This window comes from Ruegeria sp. CDSA021 (assembly GCF_059612325.1).
Genome location: NZ_JBXWQJ010000001.1, coordinates 367,636 through 384,924, shown reverse-complemented (window position 1 = coordinate 384,924; position 17,289 = coordinate 367,636). Strand labels below are relative to the sequence as shown.

Sequence of the window (17,289 nt, the reverse complement as noted above, 5' to 3'; positions counted from 1 at the left end):
GCCCCCCCCTTTGGTCCCACATAATCGGTGGAATGATCATAGGCGAAAAAGGCGCAAGGTGCCACGACGCCCCGGAAATCAGGGCGAGGAGTTGCCGATTAGGCGGATTATCGCGGGATCAGATTGGTCACGCCAACCGCAGCAGCGCGGGCCAGATCAAGGTCCAATGACATGGGGATATACTCGCCACGTCGCCACAGTTGCGCCTGATCGTCATAGTAGCGCGACAGGAAGTGCCCCGATTGACCGGTCGCGGTGATAAAGACCGAGCTGTTGGGATCGGCAAAGTCGTAAACCCCGCGATACCCGGCGCCGTGGACATTCTGGAACGGGTCGGGGCCTTCGCCCAAGGTGCGCCCACGCAGCAGCGTGTTGTCGCCACCGCTGGTCGACTGGCGGATATTCACGAAATAGCGCAGGACAGGCACGTCGCCCAAAACCGGGTGATCATGCGTGGCTTGATGCGCATCGCCCCAGCGCAGGGATTCCAGCGCGCTGCCATAGCGCTCGGAAATCCAGATCAGGGCGTCATCCAGCGCCAGTCGGGCCATTTCGGTGCACGTCTCAACCGGGGCGCTCTGCCGTACATCGCACCATACGCTTGCTCCGTCGATATCGCGATATACCCGCTCGATGAATAGCGGCTCAACATGTTTGTATTCGCTGGCCAGAGGTCCAAGCTCATCCGCGATCAGGCGGATCTGAAGGGCGCGCAGCCACGCCGCATAGATCAGCGGCTCGGGCAGGTGTTCGTTCATCTCACCATTCCAGTCCGCCAACAGAGACAAGGCGATCTGGCGCTGTCGCTCCGGTGTGCCCTCGGGGGCCGACGCGCCAGTGAACCATAAATCCGCGCCGATCAATGGCAACAAGGACCGTGCCGTGAAACTGACGGTATCAAGCTGCGCTTCAATAAAGCTGTCGCGGGTATGGACCTCACGGGATTGCATCAGGCGGTCCCAGCGGTGCACGCGCTGTGTATCGCCCCATTCGTAAGACACATGGTTGGGGAAGGGGCGGTCGATAATCTTGTTGTTCGTATTGCCCAGAATGCCGCCGACCGGAGCAACAAATTCGGGATTGTCCGCATAGGGCAGACGGCCCTGCCAGCGGTTCACCTCGATCCAGCCGGGTGTCGGAATGCGACCGCGGCTTTGGTTTCGCACGTCCCGCGCGGGCATAGCGCCGATCAGCTTCATGCCGATGGTGTTCCGGTCCACCAGCGAAAGGTTCTGCGACGGGGCCATGAATTGCTCGCCCGCCCGGATGGCCTGACGCACGTTATCCGCGTTCATCAGCGCCATGGAAGCGGTCATCGAGGTGTCGCGCGGGCTTAGCGCTGTCCAGGACAGAGACGCCACATGGCCGGGCGGAGTAATGGTCTCCAGCTTGTAATCTGTGCCGGGCAGGACCGGGCCGTTTTCCGTCCAGCGCAGGGTCAGTGTGACGGGCGCTTCATCTTTTATGGCGATGATCGATGGGCGGGTCTGAAACTCTTTGTAACCGTCAGGGGTCAGGTATTCCTCGGGGTTATCCGGGTTCAACTGCTCGATGTGCAGATCCTGATCATCCAGATAAGACGAGGTCAGCCCCCATCCCAAGCGGTCGCTGCGTCCGGCCATGATGGCGGGTACGCCAGGGATCGAAGCCCCGATCACGCCGCCATTTTCCAGGCCGAGATGCGCCAGATACCACACTCCGGGCGCGGTGAAGCCCAGATGCGGGTCGTTGGCCAGCAATGTGCCACCGCTTGCTGACCGCGATGGGGCAGCGGTCCAGGCGTTTGAGGCACCGGCCAAACCGCGTTTGGGAAGCGGAGAGAGGGAGGTCGCGGGTACATCCGTGCCAGCCGCATAGCGTGGCAGATTGGGGAACAGGGACGCATATTCCGGTAGGGCGGCGATACCAGGTCCGGGGACGTCAGGCAGGATGTCGGCCAGACGCTCGGGGTTGTTCAATATCAAAGAGGTGCGGGCGCGCAGAACCTCATCGGACAGGTGGCCCGACAGTTGCAAGGCCATCAGCTTGATGACCGCAAGGCTGTCACCCGGTTGCCAGGGTGAGACGGGGGCATTGAACAGGAACATTTCAGGCGCACCGCGTCCCAGTGCCTCTTCGTTGATTTCAGTCAGCCTTGCATTGACCCCGGCCGCATAAGCCCGCAAGGCGGTTTTGGTATAGTCATCCTGCACTTCGACCGATCGATGGGCGAGGCCATAAAGGTCAAGCCGCCGCAGCAACTTGTCGATGCGCAGGGTTCGCGGACCAAATACTTCGGACAGGCGGCCTTGCGCGGTACGGCGCATCACGGTCATTTGCCATAGCCGGTCCTGCGCATGGGCGTATCCCAGTCCAAAGAAAACATCCGGATCAGTCTGGCCCAGAATGTGCGGCACGTTGGCCGTGTCGCGCACGATCTCGACCGGGGCGGTCAGGCCGTCAACTTCAAGGGTCTGGTCGTAATCCGGCAGGGATTGGCTGGCCAGGAAATAGACAAGGCCTATCGCGGCGAGGATCAGAAAAATCAGACCCGACGCGATGCGCACCAGCCAGCGGAAAACAAGACCCATTACTGCCCCATATTATCGTTCGGATGAAGGTTGTTCAGAGATTAGAGGATGGTCGGTCAGACCGAAAGAGGAACGCGGCAAGAACCTGCTTGGAAACGCTTATTAATAATTGCCCCGCCGCAGTGTTGTGCTGCGACGGGGGCCATGTGCGGGGGAAGTGGTAATCCGGTTTATGGAATGATGCGCGTGTATTTTGTGCCTTCGACGGTCGCGCCGAATTTCAGACCGGCCTGACCAAAGACCGCCGCCAGCACCGGTGAACGCAGTGTTGTTGTGTCCGTGGACAAGGAATTCCCAGTTGCGTCAACCACATATCCAATATCGGCGCCCGCTGTCCATCCGCTGGAACGGCGGAAATCGTTTAGCGCATCTTCAGTCATGAAGAACAGGACATGCGCATATTGCTGCGCGCCAAATTGCAGGCCGGCGGATCCGGAAATTGCGGAATAGTAATCGACAGTCGCCCCGTTGATGCGCAGCGCGCCTTGGCCGTAGGCACCCCCAAAGATGATCAATCCGGCGTCGGTGATCAGGGGCATAACCAACATCCCGTTGGCTTTGTTTGCGATCTCAACCGTGTTGGGATATTTCGCGTACATCTCCGTCAGCGTGGCGTCGACGCGGGCGTCGATTGATGCCGCGTTCGAATTGCCGACGCCGTTGCCGCAGGCGGTTGTCAGGGTCAGACCTGCCATGCCAAAGGCAAAGCCGCGACGGCTCAGTCGGGGGGAAGGGGAACTGCTCATGGTTTTTATGTCTCTGTAACTGTGCCTGATGTTGTCGGGTCATCCCGATCTTGTTGGCAAGGATACGCCGATTAGGGTCATGTGTCACGGGAAAGCTGCCCGACAACGCGGATTCGTCGGCGAAAAATTGCGACTCTTTGGGGTTTTAGCCCTGAAGGATGCGCGCAACCTGCGGCGAGAAATAGGTCAGAATGCCGTCGCATCCGGCGCGCTTGAAGGCCAGCAGACTTTCTAGCATCACCTTGTCGCCATCAATCCAGCCATTCTGCGACGCCGCCTGAATCATCGCGTATTCGCCGGATACCTGATAGGCATAAGTCGGCGCGCCAAAGCCGTCTTTCACCCGGCGGCAAATATCCAGATAAGGCATCCCCGGTTTGATCATCACCATATCCGCGCCCTCGGTCAGGTCGCGCTCGATCAGGCGCAACGCTTCGTCCGAGTTGGCCGGGTCCATCTGATAGGTCTTCTTGTCACCGGTCAGCGCGCCCGAAGCGCCGACCGCGTCCCGGAAGGGGCCATAAAAAGCGCTGGCATACTTTGCAGCATAGCTGAGGATCATCACGTTGTGATGGCCCGCGTGTTCCAGTGCGCGGCGCATTTCTCCGATCCGGCCGTCCATCATATCTGACGGGCCGATAATATCTGCACCGGCATCGGCCTGAGCGAGAGTCATCTTGACCAATGCCTCGACGGTCTGATCATTCACGATCTCTCCGTCGACAACATACCCGTCATGGCCATTGATGTTGTAGGGATCCAGCGCCACATCGGTCATCACCGCAATATCCGGAGCCGCCGCCTTTATCGCCCGGATCGCCCGATTCGACAGGTTGTCGGGGTTCCAGGCTTCGGCACAGTCTTCGGTTTTCAGCGCAGAATCCGTGTAGGGAAAGATGCAAATCGCGGGGATTCCAAGCGCTTGCGCCTCGACCGCGGCTTTGGCAATCCTATCCACCGACCGGCGCACCACGCCCGGCATCGAGGGCACCGGTTCTTCAATTCCTTCACCATCGCGCACAAAGACCGGCCAGATCAGATCGTCAGTGGTCAATGTGTTTTCGCGCACCAGTCCACGAATTGCCTCGGATTGACGGGCCCGCCGAAAGCGAGTCAGGGGAAAGGGGGCAATGGTCGGTTTCATGGCGTGTTCTCCTTGAACATTCCAGCATTGGGTGGCATGAATTTACAAAGGTCTCAAGGGTATCAATGGACGCGTCGCCGCGATATACCCCCCTGAGTTGTTTGAATAAAGGGTTGGGTTTGGACTGGTATTCTTCGATCTTTGAATTCATCGACATGCGCAGCTTTTCGAATCTGTGGTACTGGATTGTACTGGCGGTGGTCTGGTCGTCAGCCAGCCATTGGGTGATGGGTATCCCGTATGACCTGGTGGTGCGTGCGCGACGGATTGGCGGTCAGGTTGAGGTCGATCTTCTGGACATCGTGCGCATCCACACGAACCGGATATTGCTGATCGTCGACATGTCGGGCACTATCCTTCTGGCGTTTGTGTGTTTCTTACTCACCGGTTTGGCAACGCTGGGCTTTTATTACGAAGTTGAATTTGCCCAAGCGGTGTTTTTGTTGATGTTCCCGATGACATTGGTTCTGCTAGTGAACATTTCGCAGGCACGACGCCTGCGGCGGCAAGAGCTAACGCTTGAGACCGTTTCCAAGACCATTTCCCGCTGCAGGCTATATACCCAGATCATCGGCATGATCTCGATACTGGTCACTTCGTTCTGGGGCATGTATCAGAACATTTCGATTGGTGTTCTTGGGTAGCAAAATCTGAAAGGCGAGGCGATGAAGGCTCCGAACCACGTGACAGTTGGCGGCGCCCCTGAAGGGTTTGACGCACAGCTTGTGCTGAACGAAATCGCCCGCAGCGATGGGCCAGTGGCCCATGTCGCACGTGATGACAAGCGGATGGAAGCGATGCGCGCTGCGCTGGCCTTCTTTGCCCCCGACATGCCGGTCTTTGTGTTTCCGGGTTGGGATTGCCTTCCTTATGACCGGGTATCGCCGAATGCGGATATTTCGGCGGCAAGGGTGGCCACGCTGGCGGCATTAGTCCACCAGATGCCGAAGAAGTTCGTATTGCTGACCACGCTCAATGCCGCCACCCAACGTGTGCCGGCGCGTGAGGTTTTGCGCGAGGCGGCGTTTACCGCCCGTGTTGATCAGCGCATCGATGAGACCGCGCTCAGGAACTTTCTTGTGCGCATGGGGTTCACTCAAAGTCCCACGGTGATGGAGCCCGGCGACTATGCTATTCGTGGTGGTATCATCGACATCTTTCCTCCCGGAGAATCCGGCCCCGTTCGCCTGGACCTGTTCGGCGACGTTCTGGACGGCGCGCGCCGCTTTGATCCGGTTTCTCAGCGTACAACCGAGAAGCTGGATGTGGTTGAGCTTGCGCCTGTGTCCGAAGTCATTCTGGACGAGGCCGCCATCACCCGATTCCGCCAGAATTATCGTATCGAATTTGGCGCGGCAGGCACAGATGATCCGCTCTACGAAGCAGTCAGCGCGGGTCGTAAGCACCAGGGCATTGAACACTGGCTGCCGTTTTTTCACGACAAGCTTGAGACGCTGTTTGACTATCTGCCGAACGCCACGATCACCCTTGATGATCAGGTCACGCCTGCGCGCTTGGCGCGATGGGACACGATTGCCGATCAGTATGAAACCCGGCGTCTGGCGTTGGAAAACCGATCCCGAATGGATACGGTTTACAAACCCACCCCCCCGGGTCTGTTGTACCTCGATGATACCGCTTGGGAGGCGGCGGTCGCAGATCGCCGGGTGATGCAGTTCAACCCCTTGCCGCAGGCCACTGGCCCCGGTGTCATTGACGCGGGTGGCCGGATCGGGCGTAACTTTGCCCCGGAACGCCAGCAGGAAAACATCAGCCTGTTCGGCGCTTTGGCCAGCCACATCACAGCCAAGCTCGACAAAGGCCCGGTGCTGATCGCCTCTTATTCAGAAGGCGCGCGCGAACGTCTGACCGGTTTGATCGAGGATGAAGGTCTGGCCGAGGCCATACCTGTGTCCAATGGCACCCGCATCGGCAAGCGTGGTTTGCATTTGACCGTCTGGGCGCTGGAGCATGGGTTTGAAACCCCGGGTCTGACGGTCATTGCAGAACAAGATGTTCTGGGTGATCGCCTGATCCGCCAACCCAAAAAGCGCCGCAAAGCTGAAAATTTCCTGACAGAAACGCAATCGCTCACTCCAGGCGATCTGGTTGTGCATGTGGACCACGGGATCGGTCGCTACTTGGGGATGGAGGTCGTCACCGCAGCTGGTGCCGCTCATGAATGCCTGCTGCTGGAATATGCCGAGCGGGCCAAGCTGTACCTGCCGGTGGAGAACATCGAGCTTCTGTCGAAATACGGCCATGACGAAGGGCTGTTGGATCGTCTGGGTGGCGGCGCGTGGCAGGCCAAGAAAGCCAAGCTGAAAGAGCGCATTCGGGAGATGGCGGATAAACTGATCCGCATCGCGGCGGAACGCGCCCTGCGAAAAGCTCCGGTCATGGACCCGCCACCCCACGCGTGGGAGGAGTTCAGCGCGCGTTTCCCGTACCAGGAAACCGACGACCAGTTGCGCGCGATCTCGGATGTAATGGAAGACATCCATTCAGGCGCACCGATGGATCGTCTGATCTGCGGCGATGTGGGCTTTGGCAAGACCGAGGTGGCGATGCGCGCCGCCTTTGTCGCCGCCATGTCGGGCGTTCAGGTGGCCGTCGTCGCGCCAACAACCCTGTTGGCGCGACAGCACGCGGCAAGTTTCAAGGAACGGTTCCGTGGCTTCCCGCTGGAGGTGCGGCAACTGTCGCGTTTTGTTTCCGCGAAAGAGGCGCAGCAAACCCGTGATGGGCTGGCACGCGGCACTGTGGACATCGTGATCGGTACCCATGCGCTGCTGGCCAAGGGCATCCGTTTCAACAATCTGGGTCTGCTGATCATCGATGAAGAACAGCATTTTGGTGTGGGCCATAAAGAACGGTTGAAGCAACTGCGCAGCGACATCCACGTTCTGACTTTGACCGCGACCCCAATTCCACGGACATTGCAATTGTCTCTGACCGGCGTGCGCGATCTGTCGATCATCGGCACGCCGCCCATCGACCGGCTTGCGATCCGTACGTATGTCAGCGAGTTCGATGCCGTCACGATCCGAGAGGCGCTGCTGCGTGAACACTATCGTGGCGGTCAAAGTTTTTATGTTGTGCCCCGCATCTCGGACTTACCTGAAATCGAAGACTTCCTGAAAAGCCAACTGCCGGAACTGACCTATGTGGTCGCCCATGGTCAGATGGCGGCGGGCGAGCTCGACGATCGCATGAACGCGTTCTACGACGGCAGGTATGACGTGTTGCTGGCCACGACCATTGTCGAAAGCGGGCTGGATATTCCCACCGCAAACACCATGGTTGTGCACCGGGCGGATATGTTCGGACTGGCGCAGCTCTATCAGATCCGGGGTCGGGTGGGGCGTTCGAAAACGCGTGCCTATGCATACCTGACCACCAAGCCGCGCCAGAAACTGACCGCGACTGCCGAGAAACGCCTGCGGGTACTGGGGTCGCTGGACACACTGGGGGCCGGGTTCACACTGGCATCTCAGGACTTGGATATCCGTGGTGCGGGCAACCTGCTGGGCGAGGAACAGTCCGGCCAGATGCGCGATGTAGGTTTTGAGCTTTACCAGTCGATGCTGGAAGAGGCGATTGCCAAGATCAAAGCGGGTGAGATGGAGGGGTTGTCAGATGCAGACGATCAATGGGCCCCGCAGATCAACCTGGGCGTGCCGGTTCTGATCCCCGAAGACTACGTTCCCGATCTGGATGTGCGTCTGGGTCTTTATCGTCGTCTGTCATCGCTCTCGACCAAAGTTGAACTGGAGGGTTTTGCTGCCGAGTTGATTGATCGGTTCGGGAAGTTGCCGAAAGAGGTCAACACGCTGATGCTGGTCGTTCGCATCAAGGCCATGTGCAAACGCGCCGGAATTGCCAAACTGGACGGTGGCCCGAAGGGCGCGACGATCCAGTTCCACAATGACAAGTTTGCTTCGCCTCAGGGGTTGGTCGAATTCATCCAGAACCAACGGGGCATGGCCAAGGTCAAAGACAACAAAATCGTGGTGCGTCGTGATTGGAAAAAGGACAGCGACAAAATCAAAGGTGCCTTTGCTATTGCGCGCGACCTTGCTGAGAAAGTGATCGCAGAAAAGAAAAAGGCCAAGGCTGGTTGAGATGGCGGTAGGGGGCTCTGCCCCCGCTGCGCGTCCCGCTGCGCGTCCCGCTGCGCGTCCCGCTGCGCGTCCCGCTGCGCGTCCCGCTGCGCGTCCCGCGCATCTCCCCCGGGATATTTGCGGCCAGATGAAGAAGTGGATCCCTGCTTCATCTGGCTAAAAATATCCCCGCCGGAGGCATCGCGCGGCAGCGCGATTTTAAATCACTTCACTCACGCATTGCAGCCTGCGCGCAGAAACAGGACGCTGCAACCGCCCGATCTGCCCGGGCCAGAGCCAGATCCAGGCGTTGTTTGATCTGCAGGATTTCAACACCTTCCCCACGGGCTTTGAGACAATCGTGCAGCCCCTTCAGGCTCCACACGTTGTCGGGATGGATTGAAGCGCGGCTTAGGGAGCCGCCAAGGCCAAGATCTTCGCGATAAACAGCCTCTGCTTCTGCCACGTGACCTTGTTCGAACAGCAAAGCGCCAAGCGCGTGGCGGGTGGGCTGCATCCAACCCCATGGTTCGTCATAGGGCAGGGTATCGTCCAGTTCGACCGAGCGACGCAGATGAGCAAAGGCGATTTCGAAGTTTCCCTTGCGATATTCGATCTCGCCGCGCAGCATTTCCCGCGCAATCTCGAGCAAGTCGATCACGCGATTATTGTGCAGCCTGCGGGTTTCGGGGACGCATTCTTTGGCTGCAAGAAACAGGTTTTCTTCAGCTTCGGCACGGGCAGTATCGCCGGTTGCGGCATGAGCGATTGCCCGGGCGTAGTGGGTCGTGGCCGTCAGTGTTCGATACAGGTCCGGATCAGAGGGCAGATCCAGCGCCTTGGCCTTTTCCCACCGGCCAAATCGGATCAGGATATGCGGTCCCATGGACATGTAGCTTTCAAAGTAATCCGCCATGGGCGGGCTTTCGATACGCAGCATTTCTTCGGGCGTCGTATCCCACAGGCCCTGATTGGCGCGCAGGGCGGGTTCGATCTGTCCCAGAAACAGTGCGCCGTAGATTGCGAAGTGATAGTTGTGTTGGCGGTAGCCGGTGTAGATGTTGAACGCGCCTTCGCGTTCGTAATACTTCAGGTCGGCTTCCGAGGCTTTCTGGTTCCAGTGCACCACATTGTGGAAATGGCCACACAGCACATCAATGTGCGTTGGCATATGCACCAGATGCCCCGCATCCGGTACCAGCGTGCGCAGAACATCCCCAGCTTTCAGCGCCTTTTCCGGCGTGGGCGACATCTCCATCAGGTGGACATAAAGATGCAACAGGCCGGGATGTGACATGGCGGCGGCATCGTTGGCCATCGCCCATTCCAGCGCCTCTTGGGCTTCAAGCGTGGCTGCGCCTTCGGCGGGTTGGCCGGTTTTCAGATCCCACATCTTCCAGGGTGTCAGATTCAGCAGCGCTTCGACATAGATTGTGCGCAGGTCGAGGGAACCGGGCTGTGCCGTAAATGCTGCGCGCATCGCGTCAGCGAAATCGTGATCCCACTGATGCATATTCTCGGTCTGATCCCTCTGCGGGTACCGCGCGGGTAGCGCCCGGATCAGCGCCTGCTCAACGGGCGAGCAACCTTCAGCCAACTTCAGCGCGTTTTGCGTTGCATCATATGCCAGCGCCAGTGCTTTGCCGCGACCACGCTCATCCTGCAAATCCCAAGGCAGGTTGTAATTGGGACCCGCCGCATAGGCCACGCCCCAATGGGCCATGGCGCATTGGGGGTCATGCTCGACTGCGCGTTGAAAACAGACGACGGCTTCTTCGTGGTTATATCCATAGGTCCAGTTCAGGCCTCGATCGAACCACAGTTGCGCCTCGGGATCGGACGTGGAAACAGGGCAGGTGTAGCTGCCCAGATCGTAATAGTCACGCATTGGAAATCCTCCCTTCGGCCTGGGCCGAGGGTAGCGTGTTTCCAACATGTTGCCCAGATCAGGCGGGCAGGTGTTCCTCGACGCGACCCATATGAAGCATCAGGCCAAAGGCCAGGATACACATGGTCAGGATGCCAAATGTCAAAGGTACGATGGAGCCATCAAACAACAATCCGATTGGTGCGGCTATGGCCGCAGCCAGTACCGTTGAAATCGATCCGATGACCGAGGCTGCCATTCCGGCAATATGCCCCATTGGTTCCATTGCGATGGCGTTCAGGTTGCCCAACGTTACACCAGCCATGAAAAACACCATAGTCTGCCAGAAAACAAACAGCGCAAATGATGCGTCTGGCGAAAGGTGCGTGGCGCTTAGTGTCATCACAAAGGCGGTGATCAGGATTTGTCCCCCCAGTGCCCATGTTACCATCCGGCGCATGCCCACGCGCACGACAAGTGCCGCGTTGAGTAAGCTGGCCGACCCGGACATCAGTGCCACAAACCCAAACCAGAACGGAAAGCTCTCGGCGCGGTCATGAACTATATCATAAACGGGCTGAACCATCGTCAGCATGGTGAACAACACCCCCATACACAGGGTCTGAACCATGATCGAAAGGCGGACGGTCGGATGGGCAAACATTTCTTTCGTGGCCGAGAGCATCAGCGGAAAGCGGAAGGGACGACGGTTTTCGCGTGCCAGGGATTCCGGTAGGCGAACGCCCATCCAAGAGATGATGACCAACGCAAACAGAATGAAAGACACAAAGATCCCGCGCCAGCCAAACAGGGCGATCACACCTGCGCCCAGCATCGGCGCGGCTGCTGGTACCAATGTGAAGATCATCATCGCAATCGAGATGATCCGCGCCATTTCGCGACCCGAATACAAGTCGCGAATGATCGCCATGGCCACCACGCGTGGGCCAGCCGCGCCCAGCCCCTGAACCACACGTGCGATCAGTACTAGTTCCAGTGACGAACTGGCCCAGGCAACTGCTGAGGCCACGATATAGAGGGCCGCGCCGCCGTAAATAACTGGTTTGCGTCCCAGAGCATCTGAGAGAGGGCCGGTAAAAAACGTTCCGATCCCCATCCCCAACACAAACGAGGTCAGGATCAGTTGCGCCCGATTGACATCATCGGGGCTGAGCTGCGCGCCGATTTCTGGCAGGGCGGGCAGCATTGAATCGATCGAAAAGGCGATTGTGGCGAACATCATTGCAATCAGCGCAATGAATTCTGCCTTCGACATGCGGTCGGCCATGAAGAACTCCTAACCCGTTCGCGCTATCACGGCGGATCAGGTTAGACCAGACTGGAAATTCGCACAGACCTCTGTGCTATTCTGCAGGGGAAGCCTCAATCTGAGACATGATCTCGGCGATCACTTTTTCCCACATCTCAGGGGGTTGCGCACCGGGAACAGCGTGTTGGTTGGCCACGATGTAGGTGGGAACCGAGCTGACGCCCATCTGGCGAGAATGCGTGTCCCGGTTGCGAATGTCTTCGCGGTCGGCGTCAGATTTCAGCAGTTTCAAAACCACGGCAGCGTCCATTCCAGCGCTGTCGGCGATGTCGGACAGAACTTCGGAGTCGCCGATATCACGGGCTTGCACAAAATAAGCGTCGAACAGGGCATCGACGACGGCGTTCTGTTTGTTTTCAATCCCGGCCCAATGGATCAGGCGATGTGCGTCCAGCGTGTTGGGTGTACGCTTCATGCCTTCGAAGTCGATCTTCAGGCCCGCATTTTCCGCATTTTCCACCACAGGGGCATAGGCTTTTACAGCGCCGTCCTTGCCGCCGAATTTGCGCTCAAGATATTCGCGCCGATCCATGCCTGCATCCGGCATGTCCGGGTTCAGCTGAAACGGATGCCATTCGATGACAAAGGGATGATCCGGAACATTGGCCAATGCCTTGTCCAGATGCGTTTTGCCGATATAGCACCATGGGCAGATCGGATCGGACAGGATGTCGAGCTTGACGGTCTGGGTCATTTGGTTGGTGCCTCGAAATAGGCCGGCAACGCCCGGCGCAGGAGTTTGCCATTGCCGCCAGTTGGCAGAGCAGGCAGGTGGATGAAGGCACGCGGTTGCTTGTAGCGGGCCAGATTGGCCTCGACATAGGCCCGCAAGGCCGCATCGTCCAGCTTTTCCGGGCCGGTATAGAAGGCTGCTATCACAAATGTGTCCGGTTTGACCTCGACCGCCGCGGCGCCGACCTGTGTGATGCCTGGAAAGCGGGACAGCGTGCCTTCGACCTCGACCGGGGACACGCGATAGCCTCCCGCGTTCATCATGTCATCATCGCGGCCCAGATAGCTGATCTGGCCGTCCACCGCCATCGCGCCCTGATCTCCGGTCAGAAACCAATCTCCTTGCATCCGCGCGTCAGCTTCGTCGGGCGCGTTGAGATAGGTCAGCATCAATCCAGGGTCCGAGCGGTGAATGGCGATGGTGCCTTCCTGTCCTTGCGGCACCGGGCCGTCTGAACCCAGGATGGCCACACGCCGCCCCGGTTGCGGTTGCCCCAACGCGTCGCCTCGCGCGGGGTGGGACGGGCTGGAAGAGATAAAGGTCGAGCATTCGGACATACCATAGGCTTCGAACAGGTCGGTTCCGGTGGTTTTGACCCATTTCTCGTGCAACGGGCGCGAAAGTTTCTCACCCGCGCACAAGCCGTGGCGCAGATCGGGCAAATCCTTCTGCTCGGACCCTTGAAGCATCTTGCGATAGACACCGGGGGCAGCGGCAAAGATCGTAGCGCGATGCTGGCGCAGCAAGGTGGGCAGGGTGTCGATATTGGTGCCGGGTTCCGGGATCAGGGCTGTTGCGCCAATGGTCCACGGGTCCATCAATCCGGTGCCCAGCGTATAGGTCCAGTTGAACGCGCCCGCGTGGCACAACCGGTCGCTCTCTTGCAGACCATACCAGCCATCGACCATCATTTGCCGCGCCCAGATCGCCCGGTGGGCATGGGCCACGGCGCGTGGCTTGCCCGAGGTTCCGGACGTGTAGACCACGTAAGCCATCCGCTCGGGATCGCCCATATCAAACACAGCGGATGGCAGGTTGCGCATGGCTGTAAGTGCATCCAGCTTGATTTGCCTGGGATGTGACGCGCAGGTGACGTCGGGATCGCGCAGAATGACCGCCGGAGACAGATCTTCGATCATTTTGGCGGTTTCGGGCTCCGTCAGTTGCGACGATGTCGGCACAGGTACGATACCCACGGCTATTGCGCCAAGGTAGGCGATGGGGAAGTCGACTGTATTTCCCAGCCGCATCAATGCGATATCGCCGGGTTTCAGACCGGCTTGCAGCAACCCTGCGCCGGTGCCCAATACCGCGGACTTCAGGTCGCGATAGCTCCAGTTTTGCACCTCGGTTGTACGCAGAACAGACAGGGCAACCTTGTCTGCGAGGCGATCCGCCTGACCCAGAACATGAGCGGCCAGGTTGAAGGGCGTGGGGCAGGGCGCAGGCGCCCCCTGATCGAAGATGGACAACATGTCCTCTGGCTATCGCGGAGCTTGCTGCGTTGCAAGCGCGGCGGACCGGGCCTATAGAGAGGGGCATGAGCACTCAAGATCCCAAATCTCTGATCCGAATTGCCCGTGACTCAGGTGATCATACCGAAGTCGAGCCGCTGGACCTTGGTGCGCGCGTGCGTGAGCTGCGCAAGGCGCGGAAATGGACGTTGGAGCAGGCCGCCACTCAAGCCGGATTGGCGCGTTCGACGCTCAGCAAGATCGAAAACGGGCAGATGTCGCCCACATATGATGCGCTCAAGAAACTGGCTATCGGTCTAGAGATTTCAGTACCGCAGCTCTTTACGCCGCCGCAGCGCGATCAGGTGATAGGACGGATGGCCGTGACCCGCACCGGCGAAGGAGCGGCCCATGCCACGACAACTTATGAACACGAGCTGCTGGCCGAGACGCTGACGAAAAAGCAGATGTTGCCTTATCGCGCTCGGGTCCGGGCGCGGTCGATGGACGAATTTGAAGGCTGGGTGCGCCATGATGGTGAGGAGTTCATGTATGTCCTAACCGGCGTCGTGCGGCTTTATACCGAGTTTTATGAACCGGTCGAAATGCGTAGGGGCGACAGCGCCTATTACGACGGCAGCATGGGGCACAACGTCATGTCCGTCAGCGACGAAGACGCGACGATCCTTTGGGTTACATCACTTGCGTAACGACGCGTGGGTGAATTCGCGGTTCAGGCCCTCTGTAAACAGAAAATCTTCAACCTCTTCATGCGCCTCGTTTATGGTCAGTTGGTGACGTTCTGCCAGATAGGCTTCGAACCTCTTTCGATCCTTTGCGACACGCATCATGTCCTGATCCCGCAAGTTCGGAAAGCGCCGTTTTGCTCGCGCGTAGGCTGCGCTCCAGTCTTGTGTAAGATCTGTCCAGTTCATCATCAATGAGCTTTCCTTTTGTAGTCATTAGGACTGCTCTCCCCCGAAATAGCGTACGGAAACGTTGCCGTTAGGTAAGACATGACAAAATGTCGCACCTCTGGATTGGGTCATTTGACGGGGAATGTGCCCGCTGCGAAACCTCCGCAACGGGCGAGTGGGCCAAGATTTGGTGTGAGTGGTGGTAGGCCCGAATATCCAGCAACCGGCAAGACCAGGCAGAGTCTAGCGCTTTGAAAGTAAGGACAAAAGACCACCTGCGTCTAACCTGTGTTGTATGCCGTATATACAAGTCTTGATCGCGAACCAAAGGTTTTCGCAAGATTTCGCGCATTTGTCATCCCGGGGTGATGGATTTCTCAGCGCATTGGACGCGGCGAAAGTATTCACGCGATTTCTTGTGTTGATAGGGCGACTTGTCAGCATTCCCGTACCGGCGCAGTGGAACCGGTTTTATTGGGTCTGCAATCAGCAGGAAATTGCCTAAATCACATCCGCTTTGGTGAACCTCTCAGGAACCCGACCGGGGTCATGCGGCCCCCGGTCACTGCGTGTGGTCTTAATTGGCCTCGTACCACCAGACCTCGGGCATGTATTGAGGGCCGTCGCCGTAGATGGGTAAAGTGTCGGGAAACTTGAGCTCGCGGGCATGCGCAATGCGCCCGACATCAAAGCTCCAGATCGGGATGACATAGCGGCCTGCGGTCAGGACGCGGTCCAGTGCACGGGTCGCCGTGGTGAAGTCTTCGCGCGTTTCCGATGCCAGCATGGCATCGATCATCGCATCAACAGCGGGCGAGGACACGCCCATCAGGTTGCGCGTGCCTGGTGTGTCAACAAACTCACTGCCCCAGTAGAATCTCTGTTCATTGCCCGGAGACAACGACAGGGCGCGGCGAAATGGCGTCATGTCGAAATCAAGTTCGTTCATGCGCGAGGTGTATTGCGCGTCATCGACCTTTTCGACCACCAGTTCAATGCCAAGCCGTTTCAGCGCGCCAGCGTAAATCTCGGCGATCGTGGTGACATCCTGCACAACATTCAGACTGCCCTGGCTGATCACCATTTCAATCCTAAACGGGCGGCCTTCAGTGTTTTTCAGCACGCCATCCTGAACGGTCCATCCCGCATCTTCCAGAAGCTTGACCGCCTTGCGAATGTTGCGTCTGTTCCGTTCCGAGCCGTCGCCTTGCGGCAACTCGTACCCTTCCAGCGTGCCGGGTGTCAGGTCTGCCTCAAATGGCTCCAGCAAAGCACGCACCGGTTCGCTTGCCAGTCCCGGTTGCATCGCCAGATCAGAGCCAGAGAAGTAGGAAGAAATACGCGGCTGTGCGCCGCCTGTGACCGTGTCGTTGATAAACTCGAAATTGAAGGCAAGGGTCAGTGCCTCGCGCACCCGCCAGTCGTCCAGGGGTGGTTTGCGGGTATTCATCACAAAACCGGTCATCCCGGACGGTTTGCCATGGGGGATCTCAGTCTTGATCACGTCCCCGCGCTGAACGGCGGGGAAGTTGTATTGCTTGTTCCATTTGTCGGCGTTAAATTCGCGCACCGCCGAAAGCTCACCGGCTTTGAATGCCTCAAACGCGACAGAGCCATCCCCGTAGAACTCGATCCGCAAGTCATCGAGGTTCATGGTGCCGCGGCGAAACGGGACATCCTTACCCCAATAATCCGGGTTGCGACGCAGGTTCACATAGCGGCCTGCCTCGTAGCTATCGATCACATAAGGGCCGGTGCCGATTGGAATATCCTGCAACTTGGCGTTTGCAAAATCCTTCCCTTCCCATTGCGCCTTTTGCAGGATCGGGCGCATCCCGGCCAGCAAAGCCAGTTCGCGATCCGGTTCGTTGAACGAGATCCGAACCGAGCGTGGGCCAGTCTGTTCAATGCTGTCGATTTTGCCCCACAGCCCGCGATAGCGCAGATGACCTTCGGTCCCGAGGGTTTCATAGGACCAGATCACATCCCCGACCGTAACGGGGCTGCCGTCGGAAAAACGCGCCTCTTCGCGCAGGGTGAATTCGACCCAGGACCGGTCTGGTGCAGCCTCAACTGATTCGGCTAACAGCCCGTAAAGCGTAAAAGGTTCGTCCCAGGACCGCCCCATCAGGCTTTCATGGGTCCAGAACGGCAATTGCCACGGTGAGGTGCCTTTTTGCAAAAACGGGTTCAAGCTGTTATAGCCGCCGGTATTTCCGAACACGGCTTTGCCGCCTTGGGGCGCATCCGGGTTGGCATAAGGGAGGGACACAAAATCCGGTGGTAGGGCCGGGTCCCCATACATAGCTATGCCATGAGACGATTCTGCATGGGCGACAGACATAAGAAAAACGCTGGCGATTCCCGCCGCAAATGGTCGAAACGGTCGGAGAAAATCCGGGCTCATTTTGGAAACAATCCTGCT

General features: G+C 58.4%; 12 protein-coding genes. 3 read left to right on the top strand and 9 right to left on the bottom strand.

Annotated elements, in window-relative coordinates; translation table 11 throughout:
* Positions 1–107 precede the first annotated feature (107 nt).
* The 3 genes from AC2FLD_RS01920 to hemB all read right to left on the bottom strand — a co-directional run bounded on the left by AC2FLD_RS01920 (position 108) and on the right by hemB (position 4,460).
* Entirely contained in the window at positions 108–2,570 is a 2,463-nt protein-coding gene (locus AC2FLD_RS01920; protein WP_496672929.1) for a penicillin acylase family protein, read from the bottom strand.
* A 170-nt stretch (positions 2,571–2,740) separates the two neighbouring features.
* Entirely contained in the window at positions 2,741–3,316 is a 576-nt protein-coding gene (locus AC2FLD_RS01915) for a lipid-binding SYLF domain-containing protein (protein WP_050602298.1), read from the bottom strand.
* A gap of 145 nt (positions 3,317–3,461) precedes the next feature.
* Entirely contained in the window at positions 3,462–4,460 is a 999-nt protein-coding gene (gene hemB, locus AC2FLD_RS01910) for a porphobilinogen synthase (protein ID WP_496672932.1), read from the bottom strand.
* A 119-nt stretch (positions 4,461–4,579) separates the two neighbouring features.
* On the opposite strand from hemB, the gene AC2FLD_RS01905 reads away from it, so the two are divergent.
* Both AC2FLD_RS01905 and mfd read left to right on the top strand, forming a co-directional pair.
* Positions 4,580–5,104, top strand: a complete 525-nt coding sequence (locus AC2FLD_RS01905; RefSeq protein WP_496672935.1) for a component of SufBCD complex — start codon at positions 4,580–4,582, stop codon at positions 5,102–5,104.
* A gap of 21 nt (positions 5,105–5,125) precedes the next feature.
* Positions 5,126–8,584 carry a transcription-repair coupling factor gene (gene mfd / locus AC2FLD_RS01900; protein ID WP_496672937.1) on the top strand — a complete coding sequence of 1,153 codons (3,459 nt, stop codon included), beginning with the start codon at positions 5,126–5,128 and terminating at the stop codon, positions 8,582–8,584.
* A gap of 208 nt (positions 8,585–8,792) precedes the next feature.
* On the opposite strand, the gene AC2FLD_RS01895 is transcribed toward mfd, so the two are convergent.
* From AC2FLD_RS01895 to AC2FLD_RS01880, 4 genes are all read right to left on the bottom strand, one after another.
* Complete coding sequence (locus AC2FLD_RS01895) at positions 8,793–10,451, bottom strand: tetratricopeptide repeat protein (RefSeq protein ID WP_496669675.1); 1,659 nt, start codon at positions 10,449–10,451, stop codon at positions 8,793–8,795.
* A gap of 58 nt (positions 10,452–10,509) precedes the next feature.
* Positions 10,510–11,718, bottom strand: a complete 1,209-nt coding sequence (locus tag AC2FLD_RS01890; protein ID WP_496669678.1) for a multidrug effflux MFS transporter — start codon at positions 11,716–11,718, stop codon at positions 10,510–10,512.
* Positions 11,719–11,794: 76 nt separating this feature from the next.
* The gene (locus tag AC2FLD_RS01885; RefSeq protein WP_496669680.1) at positions 11,795–12,454 is read right to left on the bottom strand and encodes a DsbA family oxidoreductase; all 660 of its coding nucleotides are present in this window, start codon (positions 12,452–12,454) and stop codon (positions 11,795–11,797) included.
* Complete coding sequence (locus tag AC2FLD_RS01880; RefSeq protein ID WP_496669682.1) at positions 12,451–13,968, bottom strand: class I adenylate-forming enzyme family protein; 1,518 nt, start codon at positions 13,966–13,968, stop codon at positions 12,451–12,453. The genes AC2FLD_RS01885 and AC2FLD_RS01880 overlap by 4 nt, the downstream gene beginning before the upstream one ends.
* Before the next feature lie 65 nt (positions 13,969–14,033).
* Between AC2FLD_RS01880 and AC2FLD_RS01875 the strand changes: the two genes are divergently transcribed.
* Positions 14,034–14,657, top strand: a complete 624-nt coding sequence (locus tag AC2FLD_RS01875; protein WP_050602305.1) for a helix-turn-helix domain-containing protein — start codon at positions 14,034–14,036, stop codon at positions 14,655–14,657.
* Here AC2FLD_RS01875 and AC2FLD_RS01870 read toward each other — a convergent pair.
* Together AC2FLD_RS01870 and AC2FLD_RS01865 are read right to left on the bottom strand one after the other, a co-directional pair.
* The gene (locus tag AC2FLD_RS01870) at positions 14,646–14,885 is read right to left on the bottom strand and encodes a hypothetical protein (protein WP_496669685.1); all 240 of its coding nucleotides are present in this window, start codon (positions 14,883–14,885) and stop codon (positions 14,646–14,648) included. The genes AC2FLD_RS01875 and AC2FLD_RS01870 overlap by 12 nt on opposite strands.
* 556 nt (positions 14,886–15,441) lie before the next feature.
* Positions 15,442–17,271 (bottom strand): extracellular solute-binding protein, encoded by a 1,830-nt coding sequence (locus AC2FLD_RS01865; protein ID WP_496669687.1) that lies wholly within the window; start codon positions 17,269–17,271, stop codon positions 15,442–15,444.
* Positions 17,272–17,289: the final 18 nt, after the last annotated feature.